This is a genomic window from Olivibacter sp. SA151 (genome assembly GCF_054130995.1).
On record NZ_CP096391.1, the window covers coordinates 2,406,298 to 2,424,632 of the forward strand.

Annotated in this window: 14 protein-coding genes; 8 read left to right on the plus strand and 6 right to left on the minus strand. The window is 43.3% G+C overall.

Annotation, left to right across the window (positions count from 1 at the left end):
- Window positions 1-85: 85 nt before the first annotated feature.
- The 5 genes from M1D52_RS09910 to M1D52_RS09930 are packed head-to-tail and all read left to right on the plus strand — an operon-like array spanning window position 86 to window position 10,628.
- Window positions 86-3,517: a TonB-dependent receptor gene (locus M1D52_RS09910; protein WP_437392457.1), complete on the plus strand. Its 3,432-nt coding sequence runs from the start codon at window positions 86-88 to the stop codon at window positions 3,515-3,517.
- A 10-nt stretch (window positions 3,518-3,527) separates the two neighbouring features.
- Complete coding sequence (locus M1D52_RS09915; protein WP_198140283.1) at window positions 3,528-5,222, plus strand: RagB/SusD family nutrient uptake outer membrane protein; 1,695 nt, start codon at window positions 3,528-3,530, stop codon at window positions 5,220-5,222.
- 27 nt (window positions 5,223-5,249) lie between these two features.
- Window positions 5,250-7,709, plus strand: a complete 2,460-nt coding sequence (locus M1D52_RS09920) for a hypothetical protein (protein WP_437392458.1) — start codon at window positions 5,250-5,252, stop codon at window positions 7,707-7,709.
- Between the two features lie 27 nt (window positions 7,710-7,736).
- Entirely contained in the window at window positions 7,737-8,825 is a 1,089-nt protein-coding gene (locus tag M1D52_RS09925; RefSeq protein WP_437392459.1) for a hypothetical protein, read from the plus strand.
- A 6-nt stretch (window positions 8,826-8,831) separates the two neighbouring features.
- Window positions 8,832-10,628 (plus strand): FAD-dependent oxidoreductase, encoded by a 1,797-nt coding sequence (locus M1D52_RS09930; RefSeq protein WP_437392460.1) that lies wholly within the window; start codon window positions 8,832-8,834, stop codon window positions 10,626-10,628.
- A 69-nt stretch (window positions 10,629-10,697) separates the two neighbouring features.
- Here M1D52_RS09930 and M1D52_RS09935 read toward each other — a convergent pair whose 3' ends face one another.
- Both M1D52_RS09935 and M1D52_RS09940 read right to left on the minus strand, forming a co-directional pair.
- Window positions 10,698-11,216 (minus strand): antibiotic biosynthesis monooxygenase, encoded by a 519-nt coding sequence (locus M1D52_RS09935; RefSeq protein WP_437363641.1) that lies wholly within the window; start codon window positions 11,214-11,216, stop codon window positions 10,698-10,700.
- 204 nt (window positions 11,217-11,420) lie between these two features.
- Window positions 11,421-11,831 (minus strand): helix-turn-helix transcriptional regulator, encoded by a 411-nt coding sequence (locus tag M1D52_RS09940; protein ID WP_013667562.1) that lies wholly within the window; start codon window positions 11,829-11,831, stop codon window positions 11,421-11,423.
- A 504-nt stretch (window positions 11,832-12,335) separates the two neighbouring features.
- On the opposite strand from M1D52_RS09940, the gene M1D52_RS09945 reads away from it, so the two are divergent.
- Window positions 12,336-12,548, plus strand: coding sequence for a hypothetical protein (locus tag M1D52_RS09945; protein ID WP_130855321.1), 213 nt, complete (start codon window positions 12,336-12,338; stop codon window positions 12,546-12,548).
- A gap of 96 nt (window positions 12,549-12,644) precedes the next feature.
- On the opposite strand, the gene M1D52_RS09950 is transcribed toward M1D52_RS09945, so the two are convergent.
- Complete coding sequence (locus M1D52_RS09950; RefSeq protein ID WP_437392461.1) at window positions 12,645-13,079, minus strand: nuclear transport factor 2 family protein; 435 nt, start codon at window positions 13,077-13,079, stop codon at window positions 12,645-12,647.
- A gap of 413 nt (window positions 13,080-13,492) precedes the next feature.
- On the opposite strand from M1D52_RS09950, the gene M1D52_RS09955 reads away from it, so the two are divergent.
- Entirely contained in the window at window positions 13,493-14,830 is a 1,338-nt protein-coding gene (locus M1D52_RS09955) for a carboxylesterase family protein (protein WP_437392462.1), read from the plus strand.
- Between the two features lie 35 nt (window positions 14,831-14,865).
- Here M1D52_RS09955 and M1D52_RS09960 read toward each other — a convergent pair whose 3' ends face one another.
- A complete protein-coding gene (locus tag M1D52_RS09960) occupies window positions 14,866-15,438 on the minus strand; it encodes a TetR/AcrR family transcriptional regulator (RefSeq protein ID WP_130855324.1) in 573 nt (190 codons plus the stop codon).
- A gap of 91 nt (window positions 15,439-15,529) precedes the next feature.
- Here M1D52_RS09960 and M1D52_RS09965 point away from each other — a divergent pair, with 91 nt between their 5' ends.
- Complete coding sequence (locus M1D52_RS09965) at window positions 15,530-16,132, plus strand: NAD(P)H-dependent oxidoreductase (protein WP_013667557.1); 603 nt, start codon at window positions 15,530-15,532, stop codon at window positions 16,130-16,132.
- 169 nt (window positions 16,133-16,301) lie between these two features.
- Here the strand turns inward: M1D52_RS09965 and M1D52_RS09970 are convergent, their stop codons facing one another.
- The gene (locus tag M1D52_RS09970) at window positions 16,302-17,192 is read right to left on the minus strand and encodes a DMT family transporter (RefSeq protein WP_437392463.1); all 891 of its coding nucleotides are present in this window, start codon (window positions 17,190-17,192) and stop codon (window positions 16,302-16,304) included.
- Between the two features lie 434 nt (window positions 17,193-17,626).
- Complete coding sequence (locus M1D52_RS09975; protein WP_013667555.1) at window positions 17,627-18,004, minus strand: hypothetical protein; 378 nt, start codon at window positions 18,002-18,004, stop codon at window positions 17,627-17,629.
- Between the last annotated feature and the right edge of the window lie 331 nt (window positions 18,005-18,335).

The following is an 18,335-nucleotide window of genomic DNA, read 5'->3' on the forward strand; positions in this document are numbered from 1 at the left end:
AATACCGGAAATGTTCACGGCACTTCCGGTACATGCTAGGTAACCAATTTTTGTATACTACAATTATTAATTAAAACCTATACAAATGTACAAAAAATATACTACCAAAAAAGGTGGTAAGGGATACCCTTGCCTATTAAAACCTATACTGGTTATGAAATATGCTGTTTTCCTGACAATGGTGTTTTACTTCCATCTGGAGGCTGCCGTACGTGCACAAAATGCGACACTTTCAGTAGAGAACCTGTCCTTGAAAAGTGTTTTCAGAATATTAAAGAAGCAAACGGGATACGATTTTTTGTATGCCACCGACGACCTTTCAGATGTGGCACCGGTGACTGTTCATCTACACAATCGGCCTCTGTCTGAAATATTGGACCGTTGTTTGGAAGGGCAGCCACTGATTTACAAAATCGACAAATCTACGGTATTGCTGGAACGGAAGAAAGCCGTAGTATCACATCCGGTAATACAACAGGAAGTGTCTGTTAAAGGAAAGGTGACGGACAAAGACGGTGCGCCAATGCCTGGTGCATCAATCTACCGGAAAGACCGCCAAAACAGTGGTACAAAAACGAATATGGACGGCGAATTCTCTTTGCAGGTGTCAAGAGATGCGGTCTTGATAGTCAGTTCGATCGGTTTTGTGAAGAAGGAGATCGACATAAGCACGATAGATATACGACAACAGCTTGTAATTCAATTGGAACGTGAAGAGGCTTTACTCGACGAAGTAGTGGTTGTTGGTTATGGGACCGTTGCCAAAAAGGATTTGACAGGAGCCGTTTCGAGCGTGCAGGGCGACCTGATTACCGCCCGTAAAACAACGCAGATATCACAGGCTTTGCAGGGAGCGGTTCCGGGTTTGATGGTGACTCGCAATAACAACGCACCCGGCTCGTCGGCCACTATACGGGTACGGGGTATCACAACCATCACCGATGGAGGGCTAAACCCGCTTTATATTCTTGATGGGGTGCCCATTGACGATATCAACAGCGTAAACCCGAACGATATTGAAAATATTTCCGTACTGAAAGACGCAGCCTCAGCTTCCATATATGGCTCGCGTGCGGCCTCAGGGGTGATTCTTATTACTACCAAGAGGGCAAAGGAAGGGCAGATAGGCTTGGATTATTCGGTCGAATATGGCTGGGAAAAAGCTACCCAATACCCTGAATACGTTGATGCAGTTCGTTATATGCAGCTGACCAATGAGCTACGTTGGAATGATAACGGTAACAGTGAGAATCAATACCCGATCTATACGCAACAGTTGGTGGAAAATTATCTGCAATTGAATGGCGAGAACCCGGATGCTTATCCCATTACTGATTGGCGTGGACTCATGTTGCGCGACTTTGCACCAAGACAGAGTCACGTACTGGGTATCTATGGAGCTAATAAATTTATAAAAACCCGCGCGTCTATCGTGTATGATAAAAACGAAGCTTTTTATGACGAAAGAAGTTATGATCGGATCACAACCAGAATCAATAACGACTTTACCATCGGAAAGTATTTAAAGGCGAGCGCCGACCTTAGTTATCGGCGAACCATTACCAAAAATGCGGTTTTTGATGCACGATCGCTGAACGAGGATGGCCGGGCCACTACGCCGATGTATAAAATGGGTATTATGCCACCTATTTATGCGGCTCTATGGTCGGATGGACGAATCGGGGCGGGTAAAGATGGTGCTAATATCTACGCATTGATGAAAGAGGGGGGCTTTGAACACTACTGGTACAATCAAGTGGGTGGAAAAATAAGCTTGGATTTTACACCTCTGGATGGCTTGAAATTATCGGGCGTTTTCTCTCCCTTTCTAAATTTTGATAAGGCCAAGGTATTTAACCGAAAGGTACCTTATACTACTTTTAGCGACCCGGAAACGATTGCCGGTTATATTGAACAGGCCACGGAGACGAAGTTGCAGGAGGAACGCAACGACAGTCACCGCTATACCGTACAATTCCTGGCGAATTACACCAAGCAGCTGGGCGATCACCATTTTAATGCGCTAGCGGGCTATGAGTACTTTTATGCGTTTAATGAGGATCTGGGTGCTTCACGTGGTCAATATTTACTGACGAACTATCCCTATCTCGATATCGGTCCGTTGGACTATCGCAATAACAGTGGCAATGCTTATGAAAATGCCTATCGGTCGTGGTTTGGCCGGATAATGTATAACTATCAGGATAAGTATCTTCTTCAGGCTAACATTCGCTATGATGGCTCATCACGTTTCGCTCCCGCCCATCGCTGGGGCTCCTTTCCTTCGGTTTCGGCAGGCTGGGTGCTGTCTAACGAGGACTTCTTGAAGGATCAATGGAAACCGCTGTCGTTTTTAAAACTACGAGCGTCTTACGGTACGCTAGGCAATGAACGTATTGGCAACTATCCTTACCAGGCTTTGCTGTCATTTGAGAATAAATCCCTCTTTTATCAGGGAAACACCATCATCGCCGGACAGTCGGCTGCGCAATGGCAGTATGTGATCCGTGATATTTCTTGGGAGACTACCTCTTCGTTTGATATCGGACTGGATGTGAACTTTTTTGATAACCGGTTGAGTTTTGTAGGCGACTATTACAAAAAGACAACCAAGGATATGTTGTTAAAATTGGAAATTCCGGATTATGTGGGCTTCGATAATCCGGATCAGAATACAGGAAAAATGTATACAAAGGGTTGGGAAGCGCAGATTGGTTGGAACGACCGTGCCGGTGATTTCCGTTACGGTGCCTCCTTCAATATATCCGATTTCATTTCCCGTATGGGCGACTTAGGAGGAACGGAGTTTATCGGCGATCAGATAAAAATCGAAGGGAGTGAATTTAATGAATGGTATGGTTATCTGTCTGATGGTCTGTATCAAACACAAGCGGAAGTGGATAATTCGGCCAAACTAAATGCCAATGTCCGTCCGGGGGATGTCCGTTACAAGGATATCAGTGGGCCTGACGGTGTTCCCGATGGCAAGATATCGCAGGAATACGACCGAGTTTTGCTGGGCGGTTCCCTGCCGCGCTATATATTCGGTGGTAACTTCAACGTAGGCTATAAAAGTTGGGATTTATCTTTCGTTATCCAAGGTGTCGGAAAACAGAACAGCCGACTGCATCAGGACATCGTGCAGCCGCTCCGCGAAAACTATGGTAATTTTCCGGCCATCTTGGACGGAAATACATGGAGCTATTTCCAAAGTGATGAACAAAACTTACAAGCTAAATATCCCCGCTATTCGAATACTTCTGCCGGAAATAATTATGCGATGTCTGATTATTGGCTCATCAATGGGGGTTATTTCCGCTTGAAGAATGTGACCATAGGTTATGCCTTTCCACAGAGATGGATGGATAAAGTACATCTGAAAGGATTGCGGATATATGGAACCGTGAACGATGTTTTCGCCATTCATAATTTTCCCAAAGGCTGGGATCCGGAAATGAATACGCTCGGTTATCCCATCACCAGAACTTTTTTAATCGGTGCTTCCGTAAAATTTTAACGAAATGGATATGAACTTTTCAGTAAAAACATACATCTATGCAGCGTTTACACTGCTTTTAGGCTCCTGCGGTAAATTGGATCTGAATCCGCTATCACAAGGATCGAGCGAAACTTGGAACTCTACACCGGAAGAGATTGAGATGTCTCTGAACGGTTTGTATAAAGCTGATTTTTGGATGATGGATCAGGATGAGTGGACCGACGACTGGATTTATCGGGATGGGTTAACACCAATTACAAACGCAACGCTTGATGGGCGTACACAGTTTGTGAGCGACTGGTGGAAAAATACGTATAAGTGTATTGCAAGGGCCAATAATATTGTGGCCAGTGTAGACAGGGCGGCAAATCTGCTGTCGCAGGAACAGCGCGATCGTTATGTTGCTGAAGCACGTTTTGTGCGCGCTTCCCAGTATGCGCGGCTTCTAACGCATTACCGTAATATCATCTATACGGAAACGATGATGGACATTGACGAAGCTATGGTCGCTGAACAAGCCGACCCTACCATGGTGCTTCAAAAGATCTATGAAGATTATGATTTCGCAGCGGGCAAGCTAAAGATTAGTTACGGTGCCTCAGAACCCAAACGGGCGACTGCGGGAGCGGCGTTGGCGCTGAAAGCGCGTATTGCTTTGTATATGGGCGATTGGGAAACGGCAAAAAATGCTGCAAAGGCCTGTATGGAGCTAGATGTGTATCGCTTGCACGCGGATTTTTCGGAGTTATTCCTCTCCAAAACGAAGAACTCGATTGAAACGGTTTTCGGATTTCCTCGTTCGATTGTGCTTAATGTTACCAAAGGAGATTGCCAGAACTATGTGCCCCGTAATGCCGGTGGATGGGGTGCGAAAGCGCCTTCTTGGGATCTTTTCTGTGCTTTTCTGTGCACAGATGGCTTGCCGATAGACGAGTCGCCCTTGTTTGATCCACGAATGCCTTTCCGAAATCGTGACCCTCGTTGTGCTAAAACCATTGTCGAGTTTCAGACACCACATCTAGGTTATATCTATCAGCCACATCCCGATACACTGACGGTCTTAAACGTGACTAATGGCACAAGGGTTGAGAATAGGGATACCCGTTCGGTTGCGCAATACGCTTCTTTTAACGGGCTGCTTTGGAAAAAGGGCATCGATGAGGATTGGTTGAAAAATTCATGGCAGGTGGAACCCGATCAGATTATCATCCGCTATGCAGATGTACTCCTTATGTATGCGGAGGCTAAGATTGAATTGGGCGAATTGGATGCTTCCGTAACGGAAGCGATTAATCTGGTACGGGCCAGAGGCTACGGCGTTGACCTCGGCGATACACAAGCCTACCCGGCTGTGCAATTGAGTACGCAAGACCAAATGCGCCGGATTGTGCGGACGGAACGCCGGATGGAATTTGCGCTCGAAGGTATTCGGTACATGGATATCATTCGTTGGCAGTTGGCAGAAAAGGTGCTGAACAGAATAAACTATGGCATGCTCGATGTCGATGATTTGCGGGCGAAAGTGATAAACACAGGTTTATGGTTTTTTCCGCAGGTACCGTTGATTGATGAAGATGGTACGGCCGATTTTTCGGCTATGTATAGCGCGGGACAGATTAAACAGATCGCTGTACGGAAGTTTGACGCAACGCGGCAATATATTTGGCCTATACCTACCAATGAGGTGCTAACCAGCGGTTTAAAACAGAACCCTAACTATTAATTCAATACCAAAAGAAAGATGTTACAAATGAAAAAAATAGTAGGTTATGCGCTGCTGTTCTGCTTACTGAGCGCTTGTGCAGTACAAGAACCTAAAGAGCCGGTCCAGATCAGTGGCATTTATCCGCATCTAGCAATGTATAATGATGAGGGCGAATGTGGTACGGGCGCTGTGGTGCCTTGGCAGGATAGGTTATGGGTGATTACTTATGGTCCGCATCTCCCTTTCGGCTCTTCAGACCGTTTATATGAAATAAAGGAGGATATGGAGCGGACAATCCATCCGGAAAGTATCGGTGGTACGCCTGCCAATCGTATGATTCACTGTGAAAGTAAACAACTGTTCATCGGCCCATATGCAATTGATTCGACTCGACAGGTACGGGCCATTCAGTACAAAGATATGCCGGGGCGTCTGACGGGCAATGCCCGCCACTTGACAGATCCTGCCAACAAAATATACTACGGAACGATGGAGGAAGGTTTTTATGAGGTGGACGTGCATACGTTAAAACCGCAGTGGCTCTTTGCTGATGAAAATTTGAAACCGGAACAAAGACGGCAGGTACCCATGGCCAATTTAATCGGATGGCATGGTAAAGGGCTTTATTCAGGACAAGGGGTGCTGGTGTATAGTAATAACGGCGAACGGGGGGATAGTGCGCTTCATCATTTCAACGCGCCTTCCGGCGGTCTGCATGAGTGGGACGGCAAGCAGTGGAAAATGATCCGTAGAAATCAATTCACGGAAATAACGGGTCCGGGAGGTATTTATGGAAATGTTAATCCTGGTGAGGATCCTATCTGGACCGTCGGTTGGGATCATAAATCGGTGTTGTTGGGTGTGCGGGGAGCTGATGGTTGGTCATTCTTTCGATTGCCGAAAGCAAGCCATAGTTATGATGGCGCCCATGGTTGGAATACCGAATGGCCGCGGATCAGAAATATAGGTACGGCGGAGAAACCGGACTATTTGATGACTATGCACGGTTTGTTTTGGCGTTTTCCAGGGAATTTTAACCTTAGGCAAACAGCTGGTGTCCGCCCACGATCGGCATACCTTAAGGTGATTGGCGACTTTGCAAGATGGGACGATCGCTTAGTTTTCGGCTGCGATGATTCAGCCGAGCGGGAGTTTCTGAATAAACGAAAGGCAAAGGGGGGCATTGAAGGCCCCGGACAGTCGAATTCCAATTTATGGTTTACTTCGTTGGAAAAACCTGATCTGCTAGGACCAGCTACCGCCGACGGCTCGGTTTGGCAGCAAGAGCATGTAGGCGCCGGACAGCTCTCTGATCCCTTTTTGTTTGCAGGTTGGCCGATCCGGTCCTGCTGGTTGTCGAATGACGGTAAGGTTGAAACAAGCTTCACGTTTGAAGTAGATCTGTTGGGTAATGGGCAGTGGCAAACACATAAGGTGGTGAAGGTGTTACCGGGAGAAGCGATACAGGTACCCTTTGATAGGGAAGAAAAAGGAGAATGGATACGGATTAAAAATGCAGTGACAACAAATGCTAGTGTACATTTTACTTATGCACAAACTGAAAAACGTGGACGGGATGCAGCTGATCTTTTTGATGGCCTTGCAAAGACATCTACCTTCAACGGTGGCTTATTGTACGGTTTAGGCGATCAACGAAAGGCCATGGGAATGGTGGCAAGACAATACGAAAAGGGTGAATTAAAAGCGAATATCGGATATTATGAACTGAATGAAAAAATGCAGCTCGTTGCCAAGAAAGATGATACAACTGCAAGGTTTATCGAGCAGCGTTTTGCTATACCCAAAAAAGTGGTACATGTAGATAACGCTTCGGTACTGATTATTGATGATAAAGGACGCAGATGGCGACTTCCAATGGGGAATAAGTCTTTTACGGAATTAATCCATGAGGGAACCTTGCGGATATGCCGCGAAGTGGCTACCGAACGTGACTTGTTTAACTGCCATGGTACTTTTTACGAGTTGCCTGCAGAAAATGCGGATGGCTTTGCAAAGTTGAGACCGGTAGCCTCGCATGCGTTCAACATGAACGATTACGCTTCTTACAGAGGGATGTTGATTATGACGGGGATAGACCCCTCGCAGCTGGAAGCAAACCGAAACGAACATATAATTGTCTCAGAAGATAAGAAGGCTGCGGTTTGGGCCGGTGTGATTGATGATCTATGGAAGCTCGGCAAGCCAAGGGGGGAGGGCGGCCCTTGGAAAGATAGCGACGTGCGTGAAGGCATCGCCTCCGACCCGTATTTAATCGGATTCTATGATCAACGTAAATTGAGAATGTCCCACCAGGCAACGGGAAGCGTGATTTTTACTATGGAGGTAGATCCAGGAGGCGATGGTAATTGGATACGTTATAAATCGATCAAGGTACGGCAAGGCGAAAAGGTCGATTTTGATTTTCCGCCGTCATTTCAAGCACGATGGATCCGGTTTAAAGTTGATCGAGATTGTGTTGCAACCGCCTGGCTTTCTTATAGTTAATTTCGATGAACGAGAAGGTTTAAAATTATGATAAGCATGCTTCGTTACGGATTAAGTTTGTTGATGAGCTATGTATGGCTCGCTGCAGTGCAGGCACAGTCGGCTCGGGAAAGTTATACATTAACAGAGCAGGGTGAGACTTATGAATTGGTGTTGGTTTTTGATGCAGGGAAGCAACCTGTTTATTATTTCCGGGATGTATTTACGCCGGTTTGCCTAGACAATGTCTGCAAACCGGTACGCATTAAATTGTTCTGGGATTTGCTGGGTAATTATTTGCGTTATGAAGTGCCGAAGGCGGAACCTTTGACTAAGTTAGATCATAAAGAATTTACGCCGGAAGACCATAGTAAATTACAGGAAATCCTTTCGAACGAAAACTCGCTCTTAAAGGATTTTAAAATGGAAGACCTCGTAGATTCAACCAGTCAAGGCCTATCAGATTCGGTGGACGCAATTACCGGTGCTACAAAAAACACCGTGAAAGGAGAGGTTATTGAGGGAGCTTTATATACCTGCTATACGCTATGGCACCTGGCACATGGTACGACTCCGGGCGAAATTCTAAAAATTACGCAGAGCAAGTTGAATGACGCCTTGCTGCATCACTTTTTGCGGAGCGACAACTACCATTATGTGTATTTTGCGCTGGGCGAGGTGATGGATACGGAAGGGTTGGTACGTGCAGGCTTTCTAACGGATGTGCTGACTTTGTTGGAAAGCGATAACGTGTTTGCCGCCCGCCGTGTTTGGGAACGGATCAACTTAAGTTATTTTGCCACAGACAAAATGCAAGAGCAATTATGGCGCGTTTTTGACCGATCACCTTATACGCAACAAGTAGCTATGTTAAAAAAGATAAGCGACCTGAGTCTGGATTCAGCTGTGGTATTACAAATAGTTGATTACTTACCGCAACTAAATCAGGCCCTATTTAAACAAGCACTGTCAGTATTGGCTAGTCAGGAAACATTATCGAAGGCAGCACAGGAAAAGTTGATGGCTTATCTTACTGCACCGGATAAAGAAAGAGCAAGAGCAGTATATGAAGTGATGAAGCAGCATAAGCAAATACGTGAAAATTTTAACGAACAATTAAGAACTTATAAACCATAAAAAATCATGATAAAACTTATTTTTAGCAGGCATCTACTAAGCTTTGTCGTTTTCTTCTGTATGCAACCTTTGGTAGCACAGGAACAAATATTAATAGAAGCGGAGTCTTTTAAACAAAAGGGAGGATGGGTAATTGACCAGCAATCGTTCCCCGTCCTTCACTCTTCGTATCTGATGGCCCATGGAATGGGCAGGCCGGTTGCAGATGCGAAGACGACGGTGAAATTTCCAAAGAAGGGTACTTACCGAGTGTGGGTGCGTACAAAAGATTGGGCGCCTTTTCCGGTGGGCCCGGGTAGGTTCAAACTCTTTGTGGATGGTAAGCCTTTGCAGGTAACTTTTGGAGAAAGTGGCGACAGCGCCTGGAAATGGTATAATGGCGGTGACATTAAGGTCGACCGAGATTCGGTTGAGTTGGTGTTACAGGATTTAACCGGATTTAACGGTCGGGTAGATGCTATACTTTTTAATAAGGGAAGTGAGGCTGAGCCCCCAAATGAACTCGCGGCATTGGATATGCTGCGGAATAGACTATTGGGTTTGGCGGCAGGTAGAAAAGAGATGGGAAATTTTGACCTGGTCGTGGTAGGTGGAGGAGTGGCCGGAACCTGTGCTGCTTTATCTGCTGCTCGTTTAGGTCTTAAGGTCGCCTTAATACAGGACAGACCCTTGTTAGGGGGGAACAATAGTTCAGAGGTACGGGTGCATCTGATGGGCGACCTCGATAAAAGTTATTATCCTAAGTTGGGTAGAATTGTACGTGAATTGGATAATGGAGATCCTGGTAACGGCAACCCGAATGCGAAGGAATACGGCGATGCACGTAAATTTGCAATTGTGAAAGCCGAAAAAAACCTCTCGCTTTTTATCAATACGCATGTTTACCAAGCAGAAACTGAAAACAATACGATTAAAGCCGTTATAGGAAGGAATATTGAGACTAATCAGGAAACGCGTTTTACAGGCGCTTATTTCGCAGATTGTACGGGAGATGGCACCTTAGGCTTCTTGGCGGGTGCCGATTTTAGAATGGGACGTGAGAGCAGAAAGGAAACGGGCGAATCTTTGGCTGCTGATGAGGCAGACGATTTTACCCTTGGAACATCCAATCTCTGGGCATCTATACCGGTTGATAGCGCTACGACTTTTCCCGAGACGCCATGGGCACTTCCGTTTTCAGATGAATACTATATTGATGAAGTGCAATCGGATTGGCAATGGGAAACGGGTTTCGGAAACTTTAACACCATTACCGAAGCAGAACAGATACGAGATCATAATCTACGCGCGGTTTACGGAAATTGGTCTTACTTAAAAAATCACAAGCCGGAAAAATATGCTAAGCGTGAATTGGCTTGGGTTGCTTATATTGGCGGAAAGCGCGAATCCAGACGCTTGATGGGCGATCATATCCTTACGCAGATGGATATTCAAGAGGGTAAAATGTATCCGGACGCAACGGTGACAGCTACCTGGACGATAGACCTTCATTTTCCGGACAAAAAGAACAGTTTGTATTTTCCGGATGAAGAATTTTTTGCTGGTACCAAACATATCCGCGTAGCGCCTTACACGATACCTTATCGAAGTCTTTACTCGCGGAATATCAATAATCTTTTTATGGCTGGAAGGAACATTAGTACCACACATGTGGCCTTTGGAAGCACCCGAGTGATGCGTACCTGCGGAATGATGGGCGAGGTGGTGGGAATGGCGGCTTCTATTGCCAAAAAGTATCAAAGCAGCCCACGAAGTGTGTACGAAAAGTATTTATCAGAATTTATGAGGATGATTAAGGATTAAATGAGATGGAGCAAAGGATAGCGACTCTATTCATATAGAAAATAAACAATTTATAAACTGATACAATAGTCAAGGTCTGAGCCAAGGTTTCATCCACTTCGTCAAGGTGGGCATAACTACCCATGTTAAAAGTAACACCATCAGAATCGCCATGATAAAGAGGCGGGCAATGATAGGCACATTTTTTATGAAAGGGCCAAGTGCGAATGACAAAAATGTACTTGTTGGCAGAACACCGCAAAAAGTGGCAATCGCCATTTTCCACCTTGGTGGTGGCACAGGAGAACGGAACCAGGCTTCAAGGCCGTTAAGCTCGCGGTACAGTGTATCTTCGGTGACGCTTGACGCATAAGCTTCCCATTTTTTAAACGCATCCGAACGATAGAAAGCATCTCGTTCAGCCTCATCTTTAAAGGTACGGAGAATGCCGATTTCTCGGTTTTCCGTACCTGGAAGCGCGGTAATCATGGCCGCGCCATGTACGCCGCCGTGCGCAAATGAATCACCTAAAAACTGACGCAGTGCTTCTTTAAATTCTTCTTCTTTTCCCGGTAAAATTTTTCGGGTTATTGCAACATGAATAGGCATATGTTTTTATTTATCAACAGGTAAATATCGCATATAATTTTAAGCTAAGCTTAGTCGAACCCTATTTTTTTGTTTTTCCATAGCGCAGCAAACCGCCGCTAATGCGTTCACAATTCCCGAGTTTTTGGTTTTAAATAGCATGCTTTCTCATGATTTAACCAAATGGGCTTTGGCTAGCGAGGGTTAATCTAAGCGAGTTTGCAATTATAAGAAAGAACGTGTTTTTATTGTTTTGCTGCGCGACGTAGGACGAGTTGTTTTGGATGAATTGATTTCTTTTAACACACGGTTATATTCTTCCAATACTTGTATGTATTTTTCCTTCCAGTAGGTGACACTCTCTAAATCCGTAATATCGTTGTCTTTCTGAACTGTCGGGACCAATGGTGTGGTTGTATGAAAATCTTCGGTGGAAAACAATTCCGGAAACTCAAAGGAAAAGTCATAATTGAGTGCTTTGCCGATTTTCAATATGATATCCCGTCTCAGTTTGGGTTGACTGAACCAGTTGTACATAGATCGTCTATTGACATTGATCGTTCGACTTAGGTCCGTAATACTATAGCCGTTTCTTCGGATGGTTCGCTCGATGATCTCCCCGTGATGCTTATTCATTTGATACTTAAATATTCAGTTAGGTGCTATGGTTGTTTGGATCCCGAATGGTAACCTAAAATGCATAACTGTAGCTTATAACGCATTCATTCAGCTTTTATTGTCTTCTGCTGACAATACGGTTATATTTTGCCAATTTGTGCGTAAATCATATGCAGGAGGCCGCTTTGGCAGCAGGGCGTCTTTAGATGCCCCAATACGTTGACTTTATTCAACGTATTGGGGCATGGTATTTGGTGCCCATGATGATCTATCCTAAAATTAAGCACATTGGTTGACATACATTGTTTTCTTCCTTGTTAGTTACGACGGCAATAAGAAGAGTTTAAATACCCTATAACTCTTTTATAGAATAGAGCGTCAACTGAATCACCGGCAATGAATTTGCGCTGACATTAAAAGCTTATGAAAATTGTGAACAGCTTGTTACATTTTTAATAGTGGAATCGTTATAAAGAGAGTGTATACCGAAAGGTAAAGGGTAGGATTTTAATTGAACAAATTATGCAAAATTTTTGGATGAAAGTAAGGGGTGACTTTTACAACGTCAATATAACATCGATACAGGGCATGCAATTATGTATGGTTGACATTATGAACGAGCAAGTTACTTTTGAGTTTCCACAAAAGGAGGCCTGTCGTTTTCAAGCAAAGCGTGTCGACCCGAGTTTATTAAGAGAATTTGCACATAGGATTGAAAGTTATCTGCAAAGTTAACTCGGCAAATTAAAACCGGTATCTCTATGTTTAGATGGCGCTTAAGAAGGCCCCGCTAAAAGACGGAGCCTTCCATATTTTTTATAATGGACAGTTTTATTCGAAGGTACTTATAACCTGGCTGATCTGATAGCCTTGATCGGTTTGCGAGATGGTCACATAATCGATGCGTGAAAACTCTTTGTATTTCATTTCGATTTTAGCAATCGTTACGCCATCGTTTTCTTCTAAGATACTATAATCCGTTTTGCAATTCTGCTGTATATTTCGTTGGTTTTTTAAGAAACTGACTAGCTGTTTTTTGTTAAAGCTATTACCCTTTTTTCTTTGCACAATGCGCTGATGAAACTGTTCACTAAATAGTTGCTCTATGTTAGTAAGCTGTCCATTGGTTACAGCATCTGAATAACGATCTAAGGTTTGATTAATAGCTGCTATATTGGAGCGTTTGGCCGGTTTAGGTGTTGCAGAAAATGCAACAGTACCTGTTAATACAATAGTTGCGATGATGGAGGTGATGAACGTTTTCATAATTGTAAATTTTATCGAGTTAATTTTTTAGTGTTCTATGCCAAGTGCATGATATAATTGTTCCGCTTTATTTAAAATGTTGTCTTGTAGTTACTTATGTGTTTAAGCTGTTCTCGTTTCTGTACGAAAACGTACATCATCTGTCCTATGGCGGACAGCGTTGGGTGCTTGCATGTTTTGCTTTGAACAACATCTTGATATTTATCTTGTTGATTCAAATCTAGGAAGTGGATTGCGCTTGACCGAGAAGAAATAGGTGAACAGCAGAAAATAATCGGTAAATGGAGGCGTGAGACGGTGAAGAAACACATAGGTTTGTTGGAACGCTTCTAAAAGATAAGTTAAGGTCATATATAACGACTATTTCCTATATTCGCAGCTATAAGGTATACATAAGTTGCCTTAAATCATAAATGACCAATACGAGTTTTAGAACGTTAGCGGGCACGATACAGGGATGGCAGGATGGAGCTGTTATAAGGGCGACAGGTATTCCCTATGCGATAGCAGAGCGCTATGAAAAGCCCCGGGAGATAATCGGTTTGGGCAGTAAAGAACCTTATATGGCGACCAACTGGTCGCCGGCTTGTCCACAATCCTTTTCTCCTGTATTAAAGGAGGTGTTTGGCATGGATATGATGGATGAATTGCCCCTGAATGAGAATTGTCAGCACTTGTCGATTACAATTCCCGCTAGTACCCCTGTATCAGCGGGCTTGCCGGTAATGGTCTGGATTCATGGAGGTTCATATCTTACCGGTGCAGGGGATATGACAGCTTACGACCCAGCCTTGCTTGTCAGTGAACAGCAGGTGGTGGTTGTTAATGTGACTTATCGATTAGGTTTATTTGGTTTTTTAGGGGGATATAATGATATACCGGCGAATCTGGGACTGCTTGACATTATAGCTGCGTTACGGTGGATAAAAAGGCATATTGACGCGTTTGGTGGAAATCCGGAAAATATTACCCTTTTTGGTCAGTCAGCGGGTGGCGATGCCATTGCGCACCTGATGTTAGCGGAGGGCGTAGAAAATCTATTTCATAGAGTCATCATTCAAAGCGCACCTTTAGGGATCAGGAAGGGAAAAGCATCACTTACTGAAACCTTGATAAAGAAAGTGGCTGCTTTCCCCAAAAATTCACCGATAAACAAGCTTTTGGATATACAGAATACGATGCTATTTTCCATGAAACGGGTAGGATTGAAGGGGGGAATGCCTTTTGGTGTCCAATATGGATTTGAGCCACTTCCTCACGAAGAAAGGACAGAAGAGGTTTGGCGAAAAAGGGCAAATCAATGGGATATACTGATCGGGTGGACAAACCGCGAAACAGCGCTTTTTGCTCCCTATATTAAGCTGGTGCAACACTTATCTTACGTGCCTGTGTTCGGTAAAGCGATGTTAGAATGGCTGATCCGTAAGACCACAGATAGCGTGTACCGAACTTCAGGAAGAGCTTTTACAGAATTAATGGCAAGCGGCCATAGGCAAGTGTATGAATATCAGATTGATTGGGGCGAGAAGAAAAATAACTTTAGAGGAGCGCATGTGATTGATATCCCGCTTTTATTCGGTAATGAGCAGCTATGGAAGAATGCGTTGTTTTGCAAGGGAAGCTCGCCTGAAGAGCTACGCCTTGCCGGAAGACGTCTGCGTACCGTATGGGCAAACTTTGCGCGGACCGGCGTCTTGGAGGAAAAAAAGACGATACCTGGACTTATTAGCTATAAACGCGTAAACGTTTAAAAGCTCGTCTATTTCGAAGGCCTCATAAAGGGTGGTCATTTCTTCCTCGTCATCTGTGATATAATTTCAGACAGCATCTCCACAATTGCGTTCCGTTCGAGCGGTAAATCTGCGCCCATGATCTCATAACCATCCGCGTAAGGAATCAATAATGATACTACTTTTTCAGGACAGGGAGTAAATTGCGAAATCAATTGAACCAACCAGTTCGCATAATTCCTGTAGAAGCGATGAACGGTTTCGGCGAGTTCCTTGTCTCTCAACATAAGGGCCCAGAGCTCTCGAAAAATGCTATGATCATAATCGTTAATTCCGTCTACAATCAACATCTCAAGTAATTTTTTAATGAAGCCGTTAGTGGATGCACGATCGTTTACATTGATGGTAGACAGTTCACTGAGTATTGTTTTCTCACATTGCCGAAAGAAAAATTCGCACATTGCTTGAAATAGCTTAGTCCGATCCGGGAAATAGTATTGCAAATTACTAAGTGTTATACCCGTTTTATTCGCAACCTGTCGCATCGTTACACCACTACTTCCTTCTGCTTTTAAAATCGCTATCGTCTGTTTAAGAATGTCGGCCGTTACGTTTTCTCTTTTTGACATAAAGAAGATAAATCAATTTTGCTTTATAGGTCATTTGACCTATTTTTGTTTTGGTCATTTGACCTATTTTTTGATATACAATTTAAATATAATGGAAAAAAAGAATATTTTAGTGATTAACGGTCATCCTGACAAAGAAAGTTTTAACCAATTGATTGCCGACCGCTATATAGATACAGCGGTTTCTTTTGGTGCAAATGTGCGCAGTCTCATGCTGGGAGAGCTCGATTTCGATCCCAATCTCAAGTATGGTTATAGAAAACGTATGGAATTAGAACCGGATCTATTGATGGCCTTAGACAATATTTTATGGAGTGATCATCTGGTTTGGGTTCATCCTTTATGGTGGTGGAGTTATCCGGCTGTGATGAAAGGTTTTATTGACCGACTCTTCCTTCCAACGATTGCTTTTGAAAGCAGAGAAGATGGTTCTTATAATAAATTATTCAGTGGCAGGACGGCTCGAATTATCTGTACTGCTGATACATCGGAAGAGGATTATATTGAACAGTATAAAGGTTCCGCTTTTTTACAGCTGAAGGAAGGGACCTTGGAGTTTTGTGGAATTACGCCGGTGTACACGACTTACTTAAGCCCGATTTATCAAGTGGGTAAAGAGCGCTTGGATCACTACCTAGAAATTGTTTCGAAGACTGCGGAAGAAGATATTCATCGGTTGAACATGAGCAAGTAGCGGGAGTAGGCCCTGCTACGCGACAATTATTCAAATCGTTCAAAATTAGCCCGCGAAGGCGTTGGTAGGTCTGTCTAGTCGGTTGAGATAGTAGAGCGGTTAGACTTTTTAATTTCGCCATGATGGACTATCAACGGAAATGAGGTTTAGGATCAATACGGAATAATTCTTACGATTTGATTCTTGCCGTCTTCAACCGTTTTCTCCGAGCGATTAATGATTGTAGTACAACCGACGTCATCACGAAAGTGCAACCCACATAAAACGATAGGTTCACTTCCTTACCTTCATTAAATAGCCAGAATGCCAGTATTATGGCGTATATCGGTTCCAGATTAAAACTCAAGTTGACGGTGAATGCGGAGATCTGTTTTAAACTCTCTGCAAATAGCATATATAAAAGGACGGTACAGAATAGTGCTAAGAAAAGCAGGTATAGGAGATCGGTTAGACCGGGAAATAGATTGTCTGTTGGAAAATAACGGAGATACAATGGCATTAACAACGCTAAAACACAAGTTCCGCTAATCATCTGATAATAGTTAATGACTTTACTGTCATAATTTTTGACCAGTCGTTCATTAAAAATAGTATAAAGTGCTGCAAAGGAGGAAGAGATCGTTCCAATCAGAATACCGAGTTGATAAGAGGTGTCAAAATGAAAGATTAAGCTGATACCGAGCAACGTCAAAGCACTCAGGACAAGTTCCGTAGGTACAAACTTTTTTTTATTGATTAGCGGTTCGAAAATAGCTGTGAAGAAGCTGGTGAGGCAGTAGCATACGACGCCAATGGATACGTTAGCATACTTGATGCTTGCATAAAACAGCACCCAATGGGTCATCAGTAAAAGTCCGACCTTTCCGATCGCTATTTTTTCTCGAAAATGAAGCATTCGGCCTTTGCGCGTAAAACGAAGAATGACGAAAAGAATAAGGGAAGCAAAGAGCATTCGATACCATACGAGGAGCCCTTCATTGAGGGTAATAAGTTTTCCGAAGATACCCGTGAAGCCAGCCAGAATTACAGCAATATGTAATAGCAGATATGATTTTTTCATTTGAATTGCCTATTTATTGATGACGGTTAACGTTTTTTTATAAATGATATGCGTATTACAACGGCGGATTCTTATAACCCGGGTACGCAAGTTCATGTTGAAAAACTAACAGGTTGGCGGGGGAAGGCAACTCTTGCTATTCATACTAATAGATGTTTTTGCAAATAAAAGAAATATTTTCCGATTTTTATCAGACTAATTTGCTTTCACGTGAAGAGCAAAATTATGAATTTATGCGATGGAATGGAGACGAATGCGTCAGAAAGAATATTGAATCACCTCCTTCTGTACAATAGCTAATGAAAGAAAAAGTTATTGATTTATGTGTAGATGAAATTTGGAAGTTTTAAGAAAAAAGAAAGGAGGGTGTCTAAAGGGTGACGGGTTGAACGTCACCTTTCTTGTGAACACCCTCTTTCTCGTTTTTACTCGTTTTAGGCTAGGACGGTAGTTCTACCAAATTGTTGTGTTTGTCTTGCTAAGGCAACATTATACTCTTCCAAAAGGCTGATGTATTTGTCTTTCCAATAAGAGATCTCTTCCACCTGTTGAATGGTGGCTGAAAAGTTCTGCTTACTTTTTTCAATTTCGCGTTGAAAGTCTTCAGAGGTGAATAGTTCGGGAAATTCTTTAGAAAAATCATGACGAATTGCGACTCCGATTTTAAAGATGATCTCAGGTTTGAATCTTGCCTGAGCAAACCAATTATAAATCGATCGTCTGTTTACTTTCATCATCCGACTCAATTCACTGATACTGTAACCGTTTCTTCGAATCGTCATTTCGATAATTTCTCCATAATGCTTGTCCATAGATAGTATTTGTTTTTTTTGTGATGCAAAGATTGGGAAAAACGGAGAAATAATCTACAGGTGGAATACTGTAAATGGCACAGGAAAAACCCTGTTTTTTGAGAAAAAATGATAGGTATATTGCTTATTTGTTCGATAATTGTTATCATAATCTCACATAGTCAATTAGTGAAGCGCGTAAGAATGTGACGAACCGCGAAGTGCTTATTAATAAAGTGCATCGAAGGCAGTGGGCCACATCCTAAGTAGTTTGTTCTTCAAATCAAGATCTATATACCTATAAACAAAGGAGATGCTGACACCGCATTTGAAAAAAATATTGTAGATTTAG